Below are 17,848 nucleotides of genomic sequence, written 5' to 3' on the forward strand. Positions count from 1 at the left end.
TTGCACGGGTAGAATGCTTGCCGTTTGTCCATCGCGCCTGCGGGTGCCAGCCTCTGAGGAAACGTTATGCCTGTTACTCACTCACCGATTCTGGTGGCACTCGACTATCATGATCTCAATAGCGCACTGCAGTTCGTTGACCGTATCGATCCGTGCCAGTGCCGTCTGAAAGTGGGTAAAGAGATGTTTACCCTGTTTGGACCGTCGCTGGTGAAGACGTTGCAGGCGCGCGGTTTCGAGGTATTTCTCGATCTCAAATTTCATGACATCCCGAACACGACGGCACATGCGGTCGCGGCGGCAGCGGATCTCGGCGTATGGATGGTCAACGTGCATGCCAGCGGCGGGGCGCGGATGATGAATGCGGCGCGCGAAGCGCTGCTGCCGTTTGCCAGTGATGCGCCCTTGCTGATTGCGGTAACGGTGCTGACCAGCATGGACGAAGACGATCTCAAAGGTCTTGGCATCACCTTATCGCCGGCGCAGCAGGCTGAGCGTCTGGCACGACTGACGCGCGAGTGTGGCCTTGATGGCGTGGTGTGCTCGGCGCAGGAAGCCGCGCACTTTAAACAGGTTATCGGGCAGGATTTCGCGCTGGTTACGCCGGGTATTCGCCCGGCGGGTAGCGAGGCCGGCGATCAGCGTCGCATCATGACGCCGCAGCAGGCACAACAGGCCGGCGTGGATTACATGGTGATTGGGCGACCGATCACCCAATCTGCCGACCCGGCGCAGACGCTGCAGCAAATCCTGCACAGTTTACAGGAGGGCTAATGGCTCAGGACAATCCGCTGGTTTACTCCACCGAAACCGGCCGTATTACGCATAGCGAAGAGAAACCGCAGCGACCCAAAGGCGATGGCATCGTGCGCATTCAGCGCCAGACCAGCGGGCGTAAAGGTAAAGGCGTGTGCCTGATTACCGGTATCGATCTCGATGATGACGCGCTGGCAAAGCTGGCGGCCGAGCTTAAGAAGAAGTGCGGCTGCGGTGGGGCGCTGAAAGAGGGCGTAATTGAGATTCAGGGCGATAAGCGCGATTTGCTTAAAACGTTGCTGGAAGCCAAAGGCATGAAGGTTAAACTGGCGGGCGGTTAATGAAAGCGGGCCACGCAAGGTGGCCCGATGTGACGTAGATGCGCTGCGTAGCCTGCTACAATATTATTATTAATCAACCTGATGGCCAATAATGCCGCCCACCGCAGCGCCACCGACGGTACCCAGCGCGCTGCCGTTGGTGAGCACCGATCCACCAATAGCACCGGCACCGGCTCCAATCGCCGTGTTGCGGTCACGTTTTGACCAGTTGGAACAGCCGCTCAGGGCCACCACTAACGTCGTTGCCAGCACGGCAACCGTCACGCGTTTCATTGTTGTAGTCATGGACATCTCCTTGATGGTTTGCTCAGAGGCAACTCGTTAAGTATAGATGTTACGCCCTGAAGTTGTTCGCCCGATGCACTCAGGCGGTGCTTTTCCTTCAGCCTGCACGCTGGCGCGCAGCCCTTAGCGCGCGTTTTTCACGCTGCTGGCAAAGACCATTTTGGTACCGCCGCAGGCTTGAGATAATTCTAGGCGTAAGCGGATGTGTATGCAGAAAGAAAACTCTGAAATCCCGACGTGGTGTCCGCATCCGGATCCCGTATCAAACCCCACACTTTGCCCGCTTTAGCCACTTTCCGCTGCTAATCCAGCCATTCCCTCCATAACGTTTTTACCGGTGGCTCCGCACAATTCAGTAATGACTGTATGGCGGAGAAAACACAATGCTGGAAGCGCTGAAACAGCAGGTTCTGGAGGCCAATCTTGACCTGCCGCGTTACAACCTGGTGACCTTTACGTGGGGCAATGTCAGTGCGGTAGACCGCGAGCGCGGGCTGCTGGTGATCAAACCCTCGGGCGTTAAATATGAGCAGATGCAGCGCGACGACATGGTGGTGGTCGAACTGGAAAGCGGCAATGTCGTGGAGGGCCAGCTGCGGCCATCCTCGGATACCGCGACGCACCGCGCACTGTATCAGGCGTGGCCGGAGATTGGCGGCATCGTGCATACCCATTCGCGCCACGCCACCATCTGGGCGCAGGCGGGCAGGGACATCCCGGCGTGGGGCACCACGCACGCTGACGATTTCTATGGCACCATTCCCTGCACCCGCGCGATGCAACGGGCAGAGATTGAGCAGGAATATGAATGGCACACCGGCCAGGTCATCATTGAAACCTTTGCGCAGCGCGGCATTGAGCCCGGCGCGATTCCTGCTGCGCTGGTGAACTCCCACGGGCCGTTTGCCTGGGGTAAAGACGCACATAGCGCGGTGCACAGTGCGGTGGTGCTGGAAGAGGTGGCCTATATGGCGCTGCACACTGAGCAGCTGCGCGAGGAGCTGCCGCCTATCGCTCAGACCCTGCTTGACCTGCACTATCTGCGCAAGCACGGGAAGAACGCCTGGTACGGGCAAGGCTGAGCGCGTGATAATTTCTCAAGGCACCGGCGGGTGCCTTTTTTATTTAAGGGGATTGCGTGCCCGAACGAGAGACTGTGGATGCTGTCGTTTATTCACTATGCGTTAAGCGTATTTATACGCTTGCCGGCTGTTGCGCCGTCATTAAGTAAGCCCGCTAATCTTTCCTCAGGCAGGGGCTCGGGGATCTCTCTGGATTTTACGTTATAAATCAAACTCTCATTTGGTCTGGCCTCACTCTGCATTACGCTGATGTGGCGTTTAACGCATCACATAAATAGAGGATGAGACGATGACAGTAATTAACCAACCAACCTGCCGCCTGTTTACCGAAGTCGGCCAAACCACCCAGCTAGCCGCCTATTATGAGGAAGGTCGACACACCATGTGGATGATGCTGCGCGCTCAGCCGCGCCCCAGTTTCAACCACGAATTAATCGAGGAGATCATGAACCTGAGCTACGCCGCCCAGCGTTCCGGTCTGCCGATTGATTTCTGGGTGACCGGATCGCTGGTGCCGCAGATGTTTAACGCCGGGGGCGATTTGCGTTTCTTTGTCGAATGCATTCGTAATAACCGCCGTGAAGCACTGCGCGCCTACGCCCGCGCCTGTGTTGACTGCATCCATTCGGCGGCCCGCGGGTTTGACACCGGCGCCGTGACGCTGGCGATGATTGAGGGCAGTGCCTTGGGCGGCGGTTTTGAAGCAGCGCTGGCGCACCACTTCATTCTGGCGCAGAACAGTGCGCGTATGGGCTTCCCGGAAATTGCCTTCAACCTGTTCCCCGGCATGGGCGGCTACTCACTGGTGGCACGCCGCTCCGGGATGAAGCTGGCCGAAGAGCTGATCTGTGAAGGGGAGTCGCACAGTGCAGAGTGGTATGAAACCCGTGGTCTGGTCGACAAAGTGTTCCAGCCTGGTGACAGCTACCGCACCACGCGTACCTTCATCGATACGCTGCGGCCAAAACTGAATGGAGTCCGTGCCATGCTGAAAGCGCGACAGCGCGTGCTGCAGCTGTCACGGGCAGAACTGATGGATATTACTGAGGATTGGGTCGACTATGCTTTCACGCTGGAACCGAAAGATATTGCCTACATGGAACGTCTGGTACAGCTGCAAAATCGTCACAGCGCATCACTGCGTAAAGCCGGTTAGCAGTACGCTAAGACGTTAAACGCGGGCAGGATGCTTAGCCAGCCAATGCCCGAGCTGCTCTGCGGGCATTGGTTTCGCATAATAATAACCCTGACGCCCATCGACACCGTTGGTCAGCACAAACTTCTCTTCGGCTTTGGTTTCGATGCCTTCGGCAATGACCTGTAAATCCAGGGCTTTCGCCACGGCAACGATCGCGCGCACCAGCGACTGCGATACCGGTTGCTTGTTGATATTGCGCACAAAACTTTGATCCAGCTTAATCGCATCGATCGGCACGCGCGCCAGCTGGGAAAGCGAAGAGTAGCCCGTGCCGAAATCATCCAGATGCACCTGTGCGCCTAACTCCTGAAACTGTTTCATCAGCTTCAGCGCACCGGCCTCGTTCTCGATCAGGCAGCTTTCCGTTAGCTCGATGTCTATCGGACACTCGCTGATGCCCGCTTCGCTCAGCGCCTGTTTCAGGTCGCTGTAGATGCTCTGGTCGATCAGCTGTTTGGCGGAAACGTTCACTGCGACACGCAGGTAAATGCCTTCGCTGCGCCATTTAACGATTTGCTGCAGCACGTTCAGCATCACCCAGCGCCCGAGCGGCACAATCAGTCCGGACTCTTCCGCGTAAGAGATGAAATCGCCAGGCGGCACCAGGCCGCGCTCAGGTGAATTCCAGCGCACCAGCGCCTCGGCACTGCGCACTTCACCGTCGCGATCGATCTTCGGCTGATAGTGCACCACCAGATGATCCTGCTCCAGCGCTTTGCGCAGATTAGTATCCAGCCACAGATATTCGAATACGCGCTGGTTCATCTCGCTGGCGAACACGCAGAATTTGCCGCGCCCGTTCTCTTTAGCGTGGTACATCGCGGTATCGGCGTTACGAATCAGACTTTCGCGATCTTCACCATGCAGCGGGGCGAGGGCGATACCAATCGAGCAGCCGCTGTAGACTTCGATCAGCCCGATACGGAACGGCTGACGCAGCCGCTCCAGAATGCGTGAGGCCATCGCCTCCAGCGCCGCCTGACTGGTGTGCTCAGCCAGCACCACAAATTCATCACCGCCGAGGCGCGCCAGCGTCTGGTCCTTGCCGAGACAGCTGAGGATCGCCAGCGACACCGCCTGCAGCAGCTGGTCGCCAAACATATGGCCGTAGGCATCGTTTACCTTCTTAAAATTGTCGAGATCGAGGTAAACCACGCCGGTCTGGCTGCCGTTAGCCAGCTCCAGTGCCAGGCTAATTTGCTGATGGATAGCGTTGCGATTCGGCAGGCCGGTCACCGTGTCGGTGTTGGCCATAACGCGTAAGCGCTCCTGCGCCCGACGCTCTTCTGTGATGTCGGTTCCGGAACAGATGAGGAAAATTTCATTTTTTCCGCTACCGCTGTGGACGAACTTATTACGAAACAGAAACAGTCGCTGACCTTTTCGGGTTTTAACCCAGCGCTCCACTTCGTAGGAGTTGCCGTCGCGAAAGAAGCCGGCGATATTGCGGCGCGATGCCTGCGCTTCCTGCTTGGTCATAAACAGCTGAAACACATTACGGCCAATCACTTCCTGCTCTTTCAGGCCGGTGTACTCTTCGCTCAGACGGTTAAAACGCTGAATGTTGCCGCGCTGATCGAGGATGACGATCACCGAATTCGCTTCTGACACCACCTGTTCGGCGAAGGAGAGACCAAGGGTTAAATCGCGCGCCACCGACGAGGTATCGCCCCAGGCGGACGCAGTGCCGGCCCAGGTCGACTGATTCACTTTACGGCCGACAAAGTGCATCGGCACTGGCGAGCCGTGCAGTGAAAGGGTCAGGTTGATGCTGGAAGTAATTACCGTCATGGCACGCAGCAGACTGGCCTGAGCAGGCGTCAGGGGCACCGCCATATTGGTATTGGCATTTTCATCTTCGGCAAAATGCAGCGCATCGCTATCTGAAGTTAAACGCCAATGAGGGCTGGTTGTGCCAAACAAGGTATATAGCAACGTTTGCCCTTGTTCATCGGTCATGGAAACTTCCTCCGGAGGAATGCGCAGCAGGGGGTATCTCATTATTTTAGCAACAGTATTCAACCTCCTGCGCCAGCACAAGATGCAAACTGAATATATTTTTGTTTTTATTAAAGAATGGCACGAAAAAGCCCCGGATTCCGGGGCTGAAAGGTTAGCACGGGCACTTGCCGAGTTTGCCCGCCTGGCTGGGAAAACGCGCCTCCAGGCAGTAACGATGGAAGGCGCGCTCATCCATGGGGGCCTGTTCCGGATGTTTTTCGCGCATATGCTTCAGATAAGTTTGATAGTCGTGCACGCCCACCATTAACCGGAAGCTCTGCTGTAATCCCTGCCACAGACGCTGCCAGCGTGAGCGTGGTGCAGCAGGGGCGCGGGCAGCGAGCGGTAAGCACTGCTGAATTTGCCAGCCCGCGTGCGGCTTTTTCCAGCGTAAAATGGCCTCAGACATTTCGCACCTCCTGACGGAGTGACACGTCCGACTCATGGGTGGTCGGCACTGAACTGCGCAGCGCGCGCCGGATCACGAAGAACGCCGCAATCAGCATGGTTACCGCGACCAGCATGAAAAAGCCGCACAGCGCCGCGTTGATCTGATTGCTGAACACGATGGTTTGCATGTCGGCCCCGGTTTTCGCCGGTGCGATAATCACGCCCTCATCGAGACCTTTACGGAACTTACTGGCCTGCGCGAGGAAACCAATTGACGGTTTTTCATGGAAAATTTTCTGCCAGCCGGCGGTCATGGAGGTGATAAACAGCCAGGCGGTGGGCACAATCGTCACCCAGGCGTAACGCTGCTTTTTCATTTTGAACAGCACCACGGTACCGAGGATCAGCGCCATCGACGCCAGCATCTGGTTACCAATACCGAACAGCGGCCACAGGGTGTTGATGCCGCCGAGCGGATCGACCACGCCCTGATACACGAAGAAACCCCAGCCGGCCACTGCCACAGTGGTACCGGCCATGTTCCCGAGCCACGAGCGGTTGTTAGCCAGCGAAGGTACCACGGTCCCGACCAGATCCTGCACCATAAAACGGCAGGCGCGTGTACCGGCATCCACGGCGGTGAGGATAAACAGCGCCTCAAACAGAATGGCGAAGTGATACCAGAACGCCATCATTGCGCGGCTGTTAAACACCTCGGTGATGATATGCGCCATCCCGACGGCAAACGTCGGTGCGCCACCGGCGCGGGAGAGAATGGTGCTTTCGCCCACTTCGCCGGCGATACCGCTCAGCATCTCCGGCGTCACCACAAAGCCCCAGCCGTTAATTACCTGAGACGCGCTCTCCACCGTGGTGCCAATCAGCGCCGCCGGTGAGTTCATAGCAAAGTAGACGCCAGGATCGAGCACCGAGGCACAAATCAGCGCCATGATCGCCACAAAGGACTCCATCAGCATGGCGCCATAGCCGATGAAGCGAATATGGCTTTCGCGCTCCACCAGTTTTGGCGTGGTACCGCTCGACACCAGCGCGTGGAAGCCGGAGATTGCGCCGCAGGCGATGGTGATAAACAGGAACGGGAACAGCGCACCGGAGAACACCGGCCCCGTGCCGTCGATAAAGCGCGTCACCGCCGGCATCTTCAGTTCCGGCATGGCGAACAGAATGCCCACCGCCAGCCCGATGATCACGCCGATTTTTAAAAAGGTGGAGAGGTAATCACGCGGTGCCAGCAGCAGCCACACCGGCAGCGACGAGGCAACAAAACCGTAGATCACCAGCACCCACGTCAGCTCGGTGCCTTTCAGGGTAAAAATCGGTCCCCAGTACGGATCGGCCGCCACGTCACCGCCGTAAATGATCGCCGCCATCATCAGCACAAAGCCGATGATCGACACTTCGGCGATTTTACCCGGACGCAGAAAGCGCATATACACGCCCATGAACAGGGCAATCGGAATGGTGGCGGCGATGGTAAACAGCCCCCACGGACTGTTGGCCAGCGCTTTCACCACCACCAGCGCCAGCGCAGAGAGAATAATGATCATCACACCGAGCGCACCGAGCATGGTGACTACGCCGGCGAACGAGCCCAGTTCCTGGCGCGCCATCTCACCCAGCGAACGACCGTCGCGGCGCGTGGAGATAAACAGCACCAGAAAATCCTGCACCGCGCCGGCCAGCATCACGCCGACCAGAATCCAGATGGTGCCGGGCAGAAAACCCATCTGCGCCGCCAGGATCGGCCCGACCAGCGGACCGGCACCAGCGATCGCGGCAAAGTGGTGGCCAAACAGCACCCATTTGTTGGTAGGAACATAGTCCAGCCCGTCATTGAAGCGCTCTGCCGGCGTGCGGCGCCGGTCGTCCAGCTCAAAAATGCGCCTGGCGATAAACAGGCTGTAGAAGCGATACGCGATGCTATAGCAGGCGACGGAGGCGATCACCAGCCAGACGGCATTAACGTGCTCGCCGCGACTGAGCGCCAGCATGGCGAACGCAGCCGCACCAATTAACGCCACCGCTAACCAGATCAATCCGGTTCTGACGTTGTTCATGAGTTAACTCCTTGTAGGGACCGGGAAAAAGGCGATCGGAATACAACAAGTTAAAAGTAATGTAATGAATTGTTAACGACAGGGAATCGGATCAGAAGTGTGAAGCGGGAAACAAATTTAACAACTGCTGGGGCGGGCGGGGAAAAATGCGGGATAACGGCTGTTATCCCGCACGATTTCATGCTCAGGCGGCCGGACGGGCCACCACGCTGCGTGTTTCCATGCGCACTTCGGCGATGGTCACATCAATCACATCGGTCACGCGGTAGGCCACTTCACCTTTAATCTGCACGGTGCCGCTCTCCTGCGAGCACACCAGTTCGTCACGCACGGCGTGAATGAACGGGGCAGGGATAAAGGCGACCGCACCGTTCTCCAGCAGGCGCACGCGCATGCCGCCGCGCGAAACGTCGATGATCTCCGCGCTGAATTTGCGGTCAGTGCCGGCAAACGGCGCGAGGAAGCGCGCGTACAGCCAGTCACCGACATCGCGCTCGGCCATGCGGTTGAGACGACGACGCTCACTCATGATCAGGGTCACGTCATCCTGTGGCCGCGCAATGCTTTCGCCGCGCACGATAGCCTTCAGCAGACGATGGTTGATCATGTCGCCGAATTTACGAATCGGTGACGTCCAGGTCGCGTAGGCGTCGAGGCCGAGGCCAAAGTGGGGGCCCGGTTCGGTGCTGATTTCGGCGAAACTCTGGAAACGACGAATGCGGCTGTCGAGATACTGGGTTGGCTGCGCATCAAGCTGACGACGCAGCTGACGGAAGCCTTCCAGCGTGGTAATGGCCTGCGGATCAACCGTGATACCGTGACCAGCCAGTACGCCGGCCGCCTGTTCCGCGTTCGCCTGGTCGAAACCGGTGTGCAGGTTGTAGATACCGAAGCCAAGCTTCTCCTGCAGCACTTTAGCGGCGCAGACGTTAGCGAGGATCATCGCTTCTTCCACGATGCGGTTAGCGATGCGGCGCGGTTCCGCAATAATATCCAGCACTTCGCCTTTCTCACCGAGCACGAAGCGGTAGTCAGGGCGATCTTTGAACACCAGCGCGTGCGTCTGACGCCACTCGCCGCGTGCCAGGCACAGGCGATGCAGCAGGCGAATCTGCTGCGCGATGGTGTCATTTTCCGGCTGCCAGCTGCCGCTGTTCTCCAGCCAGTCCGACACTTCGTCGTACACAAGCTTGGCTTTGGATTCGATCCACGCGGCAAAGAAGTGGGCATCGTCAGCCAGGCTGCCATCCGGCAGTACAGTGACGCGACACACCAGCGCCGGACGCCTGACGTTAGGGCGTAGCGAGCAGACATCATCTGACAGTTCGCGTGGCAGCATCGGGATGTTAAAGCCCGGCAGATAGTTGGTGAAGGCGCGTCTGGAGGCCAGCTGGTCGAGTTCGCTGCCGGCAGCAACGTAAGCGGTCGGGTCGGCAATAGCGATGGTCAGCGCCAGCTTACCTTCTGCCAGCTCTTCAACATACAGCGCATCGTCCATATCTTCGGTGCTGGCGCTGTCGATGGTGACAAAGTTCAGCACGGTGAGATCTTCACGCTGCAGCTGTTCGTCCAGCATCTCGCCAAAGCCCACTTCCGGCGCTTCGCGCTCCAGATTGTGGCGCGACAGCGTGACCCACCACGGCGCGAGGTGATCGTCCGCGGTGACAACAAATTCGGTCAGTTCGGCATAGAAACCGCGATCGCCTTTCAGCGGATGGCGGCGCATCTCTGCCACGGCCCAGTCACCGTTCTGGAAATCGTGGGTCAGGCCACGCACCGCACGGCACTGAATCGCGTCTTTCAGCAGCGGATGATCCGGCACGATAGACAGGCGGTCATCTTTTTTCTGCACGCGGCCGACAAAGCGCGTCAGGAACGGCTCAATCAGGGTTTCCGGCTCCGCGCTCTCGCGGTCTTTATCAGTGTGGATCACGGCGGAAATGCGGTCGCCGTGCATCACTTTCTTCATCTGCGGAGGGGGAATGAAGTAGCTTTTCTGAGCGTCAACTTCGAGGAAGCCAAAGCCTTTTTCCGTGCCTTTCACAACACCTTCGGCGCGCGGGGTCTGCGCGTGAAGCTTCTCTTTAAGCTGCGCGAGCAGCGGGTTATCCTGGAACATAATATATTTAGTTTCGTGGCCTAAGAGCGGTGGACAGTTTTACGCGAATCAGGTCCGCGCGGCAAGGCTAAAACAGGCGAAAAAGCCGCTTTACGCGGCTTTTTACTTTCTGGTAACGCACAGAACTCAGGCGATACGCTGGGTGGGCGCGGCGGCGGTCAGCGCCAGCTTCACCGGTACCGATTTAGAGGTGGGCGTGCCGCTGCCGTCACCGTAGCTGGAGAGCGGTACCAGCGGATTGGTCTCCGGATAGTAGGCGGCGAGGTTACCGCGCGGAATATTATACGGCACCAGCTTAAAGCCGCTGACGCGACGCGTCAGACCGTCATTCCACAGGGTTTCAATGTCAACCAGCTGTCCTTCGCTGAAACCGAGTGACGCCATGTCGTCCGGATGGATAAACACCACTTCACGCTGACCGTATACGCCACGATAGCGGTCATCCAGGCCGTAAATGGTGGTGTTGTACTGGTCATGCGAGCGCAGCGTCTGCAACGTGAACGGCACTTCAACGTCATTGCCCAGCTGCGGGAACAGCGAGGTCGGCAGTGCCGCCGCGCTGAATTCTGCCTGACGCGATGGCGTATTGAAACGCAGTTCTGCGGCAGCGTTACCGAGGTAAAAGCCGCCGGGAATATCACACTGACGGTTAAAATCAGCGAAGCCGGGGATGGTCGCCGCAATGTGAGCGCGAATGACGTTGTAATCAGCGGCCATGCCGAGCCAGTCGATGTGGTCGCTGCCCAGCGTCGCATGCGCGATACCGGCCACAATGGCTGTTTCCGAACGCTGCGTCTCTGCCAGCGGAATACCGACACCTTCTGAGGCATGCACCATGCTGAACGAATCTTCCACGGTGATGAACTGGTTGCCGCTGGCCTGGCGATCGCGCTCGGTACGGCCCAGCGTCGGCAGAATCAGGCCTTCGTGGCCCGGTACCAGATGGCTGCGGTTCAGCTTGGTGCTGATGTGCACCGTCAGACCACAGTGCTGCAGCGCTTCTTCGGTAACCGGTGAGTCCGGCGCCGCCGCGGCGAGGTTACCGCCCAGCGCAATCAGCACTTTGACTTCATCACGCAGCATGGCGTTGAGCGCTTCAACCGTGTTATGACCGTGCTCGCGCGGCGGTTCAAAAGCAAAATGCGCGCCCAGCGCATCGAGGAACGCTTTCGACGGTTTCTCGTCGATGCCCATGGTGCGGTTGCCCTGCACGTTACTGTGGCCGCGCACCGGACACAGGCCCGCGCCCTGTTTGCCGAGCTGGCCAAACAGCAGCTGCAGGTTAACGATTTCCCGTACGGTATCGACCGAGTGTTTGTGCTGAGTAATGCCCATCGCCCAGGTGATGATCACCCGTTCGGCGCTCTGGTAAATGGCGGCGGCTTCGCGAATCTGCGCTTCGCTCAGGCCCGACTGCTGCACAATCTGCTCCCAGCGGGTCTCGTCGACGGCCGCCAGATACTGCTCAACGCCCTGGGTGTTGGCGTCAATAAAGGCCTGATCGAATATGCCTTTTTCACCGGCGGCCAGCCGTTTACGCTGCTCTTCCAGTAGCGCTTTAACCATGCCGCGCACCGCCGCCATATCGCCGCCGAGGTTAGGCTGATAATAGGCAGAACTGATATTGCCGGCCATCGACGTCACCACCTCCAGCGGCTTCTGCGGATCGGCAAAACGTTCCAGGCCGCGCTCGCGCAGCGTATTGAAGGTCACGATTCTGGCGCCGTGATCGGCGGCGTGACGCAGGCTGTGCAGCATGCGCGGATGGTTGGTGCCGGGGTTCTGGCCAAAGACAAAAATCGCATCAGCGTGGTCGAAATCGTCCAGGCGAATGGTGCCTTTACCAACGCCAATGCTGCGTTTCAGTCCGGTGCCGCTGGCTTCGTGGCACATGTTGGAACAGTCAGGGAAATTGTTGGTGCCCAGCACCCGACCAAACAGCTGGTACAGCCACGAGGCTTCATTGCTGGCGCGACCGGAGGTGTACAGCTCCAGCTGATCCGGATGATCCATCGACTGCAAATGCTGCGCGATCAGCGCAAAGGCGTCATCCCAGCTAATCGGTTCATAGTGATCGGTCGCGCTGTTGTAGCGCATCGGGTGGGTCAGGCGGCCCTGATACTCGAGGAAATAGTCGCTCTGCTGATACAGGGTGCTGACGCTGTGCTGGGCAAAAAATTCTGGCTCGACGACGCGGCGTGTCGCTTCCCAGGTCACGGCTTTCGCGCCGTTTTCGCAGAAGCTGAAGGTACTTTTGTTATCATCGCCCCAGGCACAGCCCGGGCAGTCAAAGCCGCGCGCTTTGTTCATGCGCATCAGGTTACGCATGTTTTTCAGGGCAGCTTTACTGTCAAGGACAAAACGGGTGGTGGCTTCCAGCGAGCCCCAGCCGCCCGCAGCGGCGCGATAGGGCTGAATCTTACGTTTAAATTTCATGATAGTCGCAGGCTTATTGTTTATGAATTGTTATCAGAATATGACTTCTGTTGGTGAGAAGTGTGCGACTGACGGCAAAAGTTGTCTAATTGATTGACTTAATGGTGCGATAGTTAACGTTTATCGCGCGCCAGGGGTAAAAGCGTGATCGCCATCATAAATTATCCGCTGCCGCGCGCCGGCGGGTAAGTGTGCGGCCAAATAGTGGCTAATAATTGCTCTTTCCGTTAGCAAAAGGGCGCGCTCCATGAAGCAACTTGCCAGTCAGGTTCACGCATTCGGCAAAGCCTTAATGATGCCGATCTCCGTCATTGCTGCCGCCGGTATCTTTCTCGGTCTGGCCGCCGCGTTGCAGAATCCGGCGATCACCGGTGAAGCATTTGCCAGTTTGCAGGTGCCGCAGTTGATCATCGGTTTTATTCGTAAAGTGGCGGGCGCGCTGTTTGCCAATCTGCCGGTATTTTTTGCCGTCGCCAGCGCGATTGGGCTGGCCAAAGCGGAGAAACCCACCGCCGCGTTTGCGGCAGTAATTGGCTATATCGCCATGAATGTGGGGATCAGCGCCACGCTGGCGGCAAAAGGGCTGACGGCAGCCACCACCACGCCCGAGGCGCTGCAGCAGGCGGGTATGGACCAGACCAGCGCCATGATGACGTCAGCCGAGTACATCGACATGCTCGGCATTTTTACCTACAACATGAGCGTGCTGGGCGGGGTGATTGCCGGCCTGCTCACTGTGATGCTGCACAACCGCTTCTATACCCAGCAGTTGCCCACGGCGATCAGCTTTTTTGGCGGGCGTCGCTTTGTGCCCATCGTGACGGTGGTGGTGCTGCCGCTGACGGGCGTGCTGCTGGCACTAATCTGGCCAACCATCGGCCAGGGCATTGCGTGGGTCGGTCAGATGATCGGTAAAAGCGGTCAGTACGGTGCCTTTTTGCTCGGCGCCTGCGAGCGCCTGCTGATCCCGACCGGCCTGCATCACATCCTCAATGAAACCGTGCGCTTTACGCCGATTGGCGGCATGGCGACGGTAGACGGCCAGACAATCGTCGGCGCGCTGAATATTTTCAACACCTCGCTGACCCATCCCGGCGCGATTCCGGACGACACCGTGCGTACCGCCACGCAGTTTCTCGCCCAGGGCAAAATCCCGGTGATGATGTTCGGTCTGCCCGCCGCCGCGCTGGCCATCTATCACACCGCCAAACCTGAACATAAGCAGCGGGTCAAAGCGCTGGTGCTGGCCGGCGCCCTGACTTCGTTTACCACCGGCATCACTGAACCGCTGGAGTTCTGCTTCATCTTCGTCTCGCCGGTGCTGTACGTGATGCACGCGCTGCTGACCGGCCTGTCATTTATGCTGATGTCGATGCTGCACCTGATGATCGGTAACGTGCAGGGCGGCGCGATTGATCTGCTGGTGTTTGGCATTCTCGGCGGCAGCAAAACCCACTGGTGGTGGACGCTGGTGCTGGGCGCCATTTATGCGCCGGTTTATTACTGGGGCTTTCGCCTGGTGATTACCCGGATGCAGGTCGAAACGCCGGGGCGCGAATCCGAAGAGGAAGCCAAACCGCAGCAGGTGGCGGCGGATGAACGCACCCGCGTGATCATCAGCGGGCTGGGCGGTGAGGCCAATATAGAGGACGTCGATTGCTGCTTCACACGCCTGCGCGTGCGGGTCAAAGAGATGAAAGAAGTGGTGGATCAAACGCTGCTGTCGACCGGTGCGAACGGGGTTAATCGCGTCAGCGAGCACGATGTGCAGGTGATCTACGGGCCGCAGGTCGAGAAGATCGCCAATGAGGTGAAAAGTGCGCTCGGCGTCGCCTGATGCCGGGCGGTACCGTTAATCATGCGGGGCGCGGCCGGTGGCGACCCGCCGCGTCTCCTTGTATATATCACCCGCTATCCACCTGAGCAATCCGCCTGACAACGCAGAAATTTCTTCGCTGAGTGCGCGTTGGGGGGCGACGAGTTTTGCTACCATAACGCGATAAAAATTCGACGGTGGATAAGAAAATCGACATCAAGCAATTGATTTACCTGTGCAATCTGGAACGCGAGCGCCATTTTGGCCGCGCGGCGGAGGCCAGCTTCGTCAGCCAGCCCACGCTCTCGATGCGGCTTAAAAACCTTGAGCGCGAGCTGGGGCTGTCGCTGATCAATCGCAGCAACAACTTTGACGGCTTCACGCCAGAAGGGGAACGCGTGCTGACGTGGGCGCGCGAAATTGTTTCGGTGTATCAGGGACTGAAGCTGGAAGTGGAGTCGCTCAAACACGGCGTCAACGGCACGCTGCGGCTGGGCGTGATGCCGCAGTGCAGCGTGGCGCTGCCGGCGTTACTGAAAGCGGTGGAAGCGCGCTATCCGCAGCTCGACTATCGCGTTTCCGCCATGAGCGCCGATCAACTGCTGGAAGCGCTTAACAGCCACACCGTGGACGGCGGTATCGGCTTTTTTGAGCTGACGTCACTGCGGGAACTGCATTTCCAGACCGCGCTGCTCAACGATCGCGGCGTCGAAGCGATTTTCCATCCCGATCATTTCCCGGCGCTGCTGCAGCATGAGCGGCTGTCGCTGCACACGCTGGCGAATCAGCCGCTGTGCCTGGCCGAGCCCACGCGCTATTTCCGGCGTTACCTCGACGGACAGCTGCGTGAAACCGGCGTGCTGCCGCGGGTGATTGTGGAAAGCGCCTCGGTAATGCAGCTGATTCAGAGTGCGCAGGTTGGCCTGGGCGTCATGGTGTCGCCCTGCGGCCATCTGCTACCGGAAATGCTGAAGCATCTGGCGCGCCGGCCGATTGATATCGCGCCGATGGGACGTCAGGCGGCGCTGGTGATTGCCGAGCCGGGCAGGGCGTCGCCGCTGTCGCAGCACTTCTTTGACGAAGCACGCCGCCACCTGGCGGATTAGCGCGCTTCGCCCAGCGCCATCAGCAGTCGATCCTGCCAGCTGGCAAATGCCACCGCCTGCATCAGCGTGAACAGGCGCTCGCTGCCCCAGCCCGCGTTTAACAGCGGCTGCAGATGGGCAGCACTGAAGCGCTCCGGCAGCCGGGTAAGCTGGGCGCTCAGCGCGATCACCTGCTGCGTCAGGTTGTCATCGCTGGCCTGATCCACATCGTGCAGCAAACGCGTGCGCCAGCCGTTCGCCAGCTGCGCGAACTGGCGTCGGCAGCCCAGCACGCGCGCGCTGACTGCCTGCGCCAGCTGTTCCTCTTCCCCACCATAAGCCTCAAGCCGCTGACGCAGCGTCGCCCAGCCATATAGCGCCTGGGCATCGTGCACCAACAGCCAGACAGCGTCGTCGAGTCCGGCCATACCCTGACAAAAGGTCACCGCCGCCAGCTGGTCAGCGCTGGCATAACGCAGCTCAACCGGCTTGATGGCGTGCTGCCAGGCAGCAGCCTGACTGAACAGCACTGCATCGGCGTCGGCGGGCGGCGTGACGCCAGGGATCCAGCGCACCGGCAGGCCCATCATCGCCTGAAGCGCGGCGACCACGCGCGCCTGATAGCTGACGTAGCCTACCAGCTGGTTGAGCGTAACGATATCGGGTTCAGTCAGGCCTACCGCATCCAGCGCGCTGATGCTGCTGGCGGTAATCAGCTCAGGCTGCATCGCCAGCTGGCGCGCATACTGCGTGATTTGCGTCAGGCGATTATTGCTTTCACGCGAAGAATCCGGTCCCGGCAGCGGGTTAAGCCGCGCCGAGTAGTGATTGCACAGCCGCTGCACGCCAGCCACCTGCGCCACCGTGAGTGCGGTGCTGAGACGATCGTACAGCGTTAGCGTGTGGGTCAGCGAGGTGCTGACCGCATCGGGCAGCAGGGTATGGCTCAGGTCGCGTGCCGCCTGTAGCACTGGCTGAAAGCGCTGCAGCAGCGGCTGCAGTGCGCTGGCTTCCTGCTGCAGGCCGAGCAGAAAACGGTCATCAATATGAGCGGCTTCGGGAACCAGGGGAGCAGCAGCGGACGTATGCGGGCGAGTCTGGCTTTCATAAAACCAGTGGTCATGGCCGGGAGAACGGCGGTGTTCCATGGTCATTCCTTTCGCAAAAAACGGACTGAGTGCACAACGGGCAAATCTGAAAAGCGCATCGCCACTCAAGGGCTAGCTTATCGTCGCTGAACGGCTGTCCACGGCAAAAGAATCATGGGGAATAATTAATAGCGTGTGGCTATAAGGCGGGGGAGAGAAAAGAAAAAGGGCGAGCACCTGGCTCGCCCGCAGAACTTATTTCAGTTCCAGCTCGTTCATCGCGGCAATGCTGAAGCCGCCATCCACGTGCACCACTTCACCGGTGATACCACCCGCCAGGTCTGAACACAGGAAGGCCGCAGAGTTACCCACGTCTTCGATAGTGACGGTACGGCGAATCGGGGTTACCGCTTCGCAGTGTGCCAGCATCTTACGGAAATCTTTGATGCCTGATGCGGCCAGGGTACGGATTGGACCGGCAGACACGGCGTTAACACGCACGCCTTCCGGACCCATCGCGTTCGCCATGTAACGCACGTTGGCTTCCAGCGACGCTTTCGCCAGACCCATCACGTTGTAGTTCGGGATAGCGCGCTCTGCACCCAGGTAAGAGAGGGTCAGCAGTGCGGCGTTCGGGTTCAGCATCGCGCGGCACTCTTTGGCCATCGCCACAAAGCTGTAGGCGCTGATGTCGTGCGCGATTTTGAAGCCTTCACGGGTAACGGCGTTCACGTAGTCGCCATCCAGCTGGTCGCCCGGGGCGAAGCCGATGGAGTGAACAAAGCCGTCAAATTTCGGCCAGGTTTTTGCCAGTTCAGTGAACAGGGCAGTGATGCTCTCGTCTTCTGCCACATCGCACGGCAGAACAATGTCTGAACCCAGTTCTTTAGCGAACTCTTCCACGCGACCTTTCAGTTTGTCGTTCTGGTAGGTGAAAGCCAGTTCTGCGCCCTGTTTGTGCATCGCCTGCGCAATACCGTAGGCGATGGAAAGTTTACTGGCAACGCCAGTAATCAGAATGCGCTTACCGGAAAGAAAACCCATAGCTGTAATCCTTATGGTCATTGTTGTTGGCGGTCGCGATGATTAAAAATTGTGCGACCGACGTTAATCGACGTGCGGATTCTAGCACGTCTGTATCAAATGGGGTAAATCGCGCCGCGTTTTCCGCTA

At 58.7% G+C, this 17,848-nt stretch carries 14 protein-coding genes; 6 read left to right on the forward strand and 8 right to left on the reverse strand.

Going from position 1 to position 17,848, the window contains the following annotated elements; all coding sequences use genetic code 11:
- The first annotated feature begins 66 nt into the window (after positions 1 to 66).
- Positions 67 to 774 (forward strand): orotidine-5'-phosphate decarboxylase, encoded by a 708-nt coding sequence (pyrF, locus tag ABVR31_RS09240; RefSeq protein ID WP_104092987.1) that lies wholly within the window; start codon positions 67 to 69, stop codon positions 772 to 774.
- A complete protein-coding gene (yciH, locus tag ABVR31_RS09245) occupies positions 774 to 1,097 on the forward strand; it encodes a stress response translation initiation inhibitor YciH (RefSeq protein WP_021505951.1) in 324 nt (107 codons plus the stop codon). Before pyrF ends, yciH begins: the two co-directional genes overlap by 1 nt.
- Before the next feature lie 69 nt (positions 1,098 to 1,166).
- Here yciH and osmB read toward each other — a convergent pair whose 3' ends face one another.
- Entirely contained in the window at positions 1,167 to 1,382 is a 216-nt protein-coding gene (osmB, locus tag ABVR31_RS09250; protein ID WP_031279061.1) for an osmotically-inducible lipoprotein OsmB, read from the reverse strand.
- Between the two features lie 383 nt (positions 1,383 to 1,765).
- On the opposite strand from osmB, the gene araD reads away from it, so the two are divergent.
- Both araD and ABVR31_RS09260 read left to right on the forward strand, forming a co-directional pair.
- Positions 1,766 to 2,464 carry an L-ribulose-5-phosphate 4-epimerase gene (gene araD / locus ABVR31_RS09255; RefSeq protein ID WP_058758615.1) on the forward strand — a complete coding sequence of 233 codons (699 nt, stop codon included), beginning with the start codon at positions 1,766 to 1,768 and terminating at the stop codon, positions 2,462 to 2,464.
- 289 nt (positions 2,465 to 2,753) lie between these two features.
- Positions 2,754 to 3,620 carry a crotonase/enoyl-CoA hydratase family protein gene (locus ABVR31_RS09260; protein WP_021505954.1) on the forward strand — a complete coding sequence of 289 codons (867 nt, stop codon included), beginning with the start codon at positions 2,754 to 2,756 and terminating at the stop codon, positions 3,618 to 3,620.
- 15 nt (positions 3,621 to 3,635) lie between these two features.
- On the opposite strand, the gene pdeR is transcribed toward ABVR31_RS09260, so the two are convergent.
- The 5 genes from pdeR to ABVR31_RS09285 form a co-directional block, all read right to left on the reverse strand.
- The gene (gene pdeR, locus ABVR31_RS09265; protein WP_058758614.1) at positions 3,636 to 5,621 is read right to left on the reverse strand and encodes a cyclic di-GMP phosphodiesterase; all 1,986 of its coding nucleotides are present in this window, start codon (positions 5,619 to 5,621) and stop codon (positions 3,636 to 3,638) included.
- 154 nt (positions 5,622 to 5,775) lie between these two features.
- Complete coding sequence (locus ABVR31_RS09270; protein WP_222951984.1) at positions 5,776 to 6,072, reverse strand: YbdD/YjiX family protein; 297 nt, start codon at positions 6,070 to 6,072, stop codon at positions 5,776 to 5,778.
- Positions 6,065 to 8,131, reverse strand: coding sequence for a carbon starvation CstA family protein (locus ABVR31_RS09275; protein WP_372772511.1), 2,067 nt, complete (start codon positions 8,129 to 8,131; stop codon positions 6,065 to 6,067). Before ABVR31_RS09275 ends, ABVR31_RS09270 begins: the two co-directional genes overlap by 8 nt.
- Positions 8,132 to 8,315: 184 nt before the next feature.
- On the reverse strand, positions 8,316 to 10,250 hold the full coding sequence (locus ABVR31_RS09280) for an exoribonuclease II (protein ID WP_372772513.1): 1,935 nt from the start codon (positions 10,248 to 10,250) through the stop codon (positions 8,316 to 8,318).
- A 126-nt stretch (positions 10,251 to 10,376) separates the two neighbouring features.
- Positions 10,377 to 12,686 (reverse strand): FdhF/YdeP family oxidoreductase, encoded by a 2,310-nt coding sequence (locus tag ABVR31_RS09285; RefSeq protein WP_372772515.1) that lies wholly within the window; start codon positions 12,684 to 12,686, stop codon positions 10,377 to 10,379.
- Between the two features lie 247 nt (positions 12,687 to 12,933).
- Here ABVR31_RS09285 and ABVR31_RS09290 point away from each other — a divergent pair, with 247 nt between their 5' ends.
- The gene (locus ABVR31_RS09290) at positions 12,934 to 14,523 is read left to right on the forward strand and encodes a PTS transporter subunit EIIC (protein WP_021505960.1); all 1,590 of its coding nucleotides are present in this window, start codon (positions 12,934 to 12,936) and stop codon (positions 14,521 to 14,523) included.
- A gap of 188 nt (positions 14,524 to 14,711) precedes the next feature.
- Positions 14,712 to 15,608 carry a LysR family transcriptional regulator gene (locus ABVR31_RS09295; protein WP_125308808.1) on the forward strand — a complete coding sequence of 299 codons (897 nt, stop codon included), beginning with the start codon at positions 14,712 to 14,714 and terminating at the stop codon, positions 15,606 to 15,608.
- On the opposite strand, the gene ABVR31_RS09300 is transcribed toward ABVR31_RS09295, so the two are convergent.
- The gene (locus ABVR31_RS09300; protein ID WP_371221087.1) at positions 15,605 to 16,735 is read right to left on the reverse strand and encodes a CMD domain-containing protein; all 1,131 of its coding nucleotides are present in this window, start codon (positions 16,733 to 16,735) and stop codon (positions 15,605 to 15,607) included. The two genes, ABVR31_RS09295 and ABVR31_RS09300, sit on opposite strands and share 4 nt — an antisense overlap.
- Positions 16,736 to 16,930: 195 nt before the next feature.
- Positions 16,931 to 17,719, reverse strand: coding sequence for an enoyl-ACP reductase FabI (gene fabI, locus ABVR31_RS09305; protein WP_021505963.1), 789 nt, complete (start codon positions 17,717 to 17,719; stop codon positions 16,931 to 16,933).
- Positions 17,720 to 17,848: the final 129 nt, after the last annotated feature.

Source organism: Pantoea sp. WEP (genome assembly GCF_041678305.1).
GTDB lineage: Bacteria > Pseudomonadota > Gammaproteobacteria > Enterobacterales > Enterobacteriaceae > Pantoea > Pantoea dispersa.

Excerpts from the sequence above, each read along its gene's own strand:
- pyrF (WP_104092987.1), top strand. The coding sequence starts at position 67 with ATGCCTGTTACTCACTCACCGATTCTGGTGGCACTCGACTATCATGAT.
- yciH (WP_021505951.1), top strand. The coding sequence starts at position 774 with ATGGCTCAGGACAATCCGCTGGTTTACTCCACCGAAACCGGCCGTATT.
- osmB (WP_031279061.1), bottom strand. The coding sequence starts at position 1,382 with ATGACTACAACAATGAAACGCGTGACGGTTGCCGTGCTGGCAACGACG.
- araD (WP_058758615.1), top strand. The coding sequence starts at position 1,766 with ATGCTGGAAGCGCTGAAACAGCAGGTTCTGGAGGCCAATCTTGACCTG.
- ABVR31_RS09260 (WP_021505954.1), top strand. The coding sequence starts at position 2,754 with ATGACAGTAATTAACCAACCAACCTGCCGCCTGTTTACCGAAGTCGGC.
- pdeR (WP_058758614.1), bottom strand. The coding sequence starts at position 5,621 with ATGACCGATGAACAAGGGCAAACGTTGCTATATACCTTGTTTGGCACA.
- ABVR31_RS09270 (WP_222951984.1), bottom strand. The coding sequence starts at position 6,072 with ATGTCTGAGGCCATTTTACGCTGGAAAAAGCCGCACGCGGGCTGGCAA.
- ABVR31_RS09275 (WP_372772511.1), bottom strand. The coding sequence starts at position 8,131 with ATGAACAACGTCAGAACCGGATTGATCTGGTTAGCGGTGGCGTTAATT.
- ABVR31_RS09280 (WP_372772513.1), bottom strand. The coding sequence starts at position 10,250 with ATGTTCCAGGATAACCCGCTGCTCGCGCAGCTTAAAGAGAAGCTTCAC.
- ABVR31_RS09285 (WP_372772515.1), bottom strand. The coding sequence starts at position 12,686 with ATGAAATTTAAACGTAAGATTCAGCCCTATCGCGCCGCTGCGGGCGGC.
- ABVR31_RS09290 (WP_021505960.1), top strand. The coding sequence starts at position 12,934 with ATGAAGCAACTTGCCAGTCAGGTTCACGCATTCGGCAAAGCCTTAATG.
- ABVR31_RS09300 (WP_371221087.1), bottom strand. The coding sequence starts at position 16,735 with ATGGAACACCGCCGTTCTCCCGGCCATGACCACTGGTTTTATGAAAGC.
- fabI (WP_021505963.1), bottom strand. The coding sequence starts at position 17,719 with ATGGGTTTTCTTTCCGGTAAGCGCATTCTGATTACTGGCGTTGCCAGT.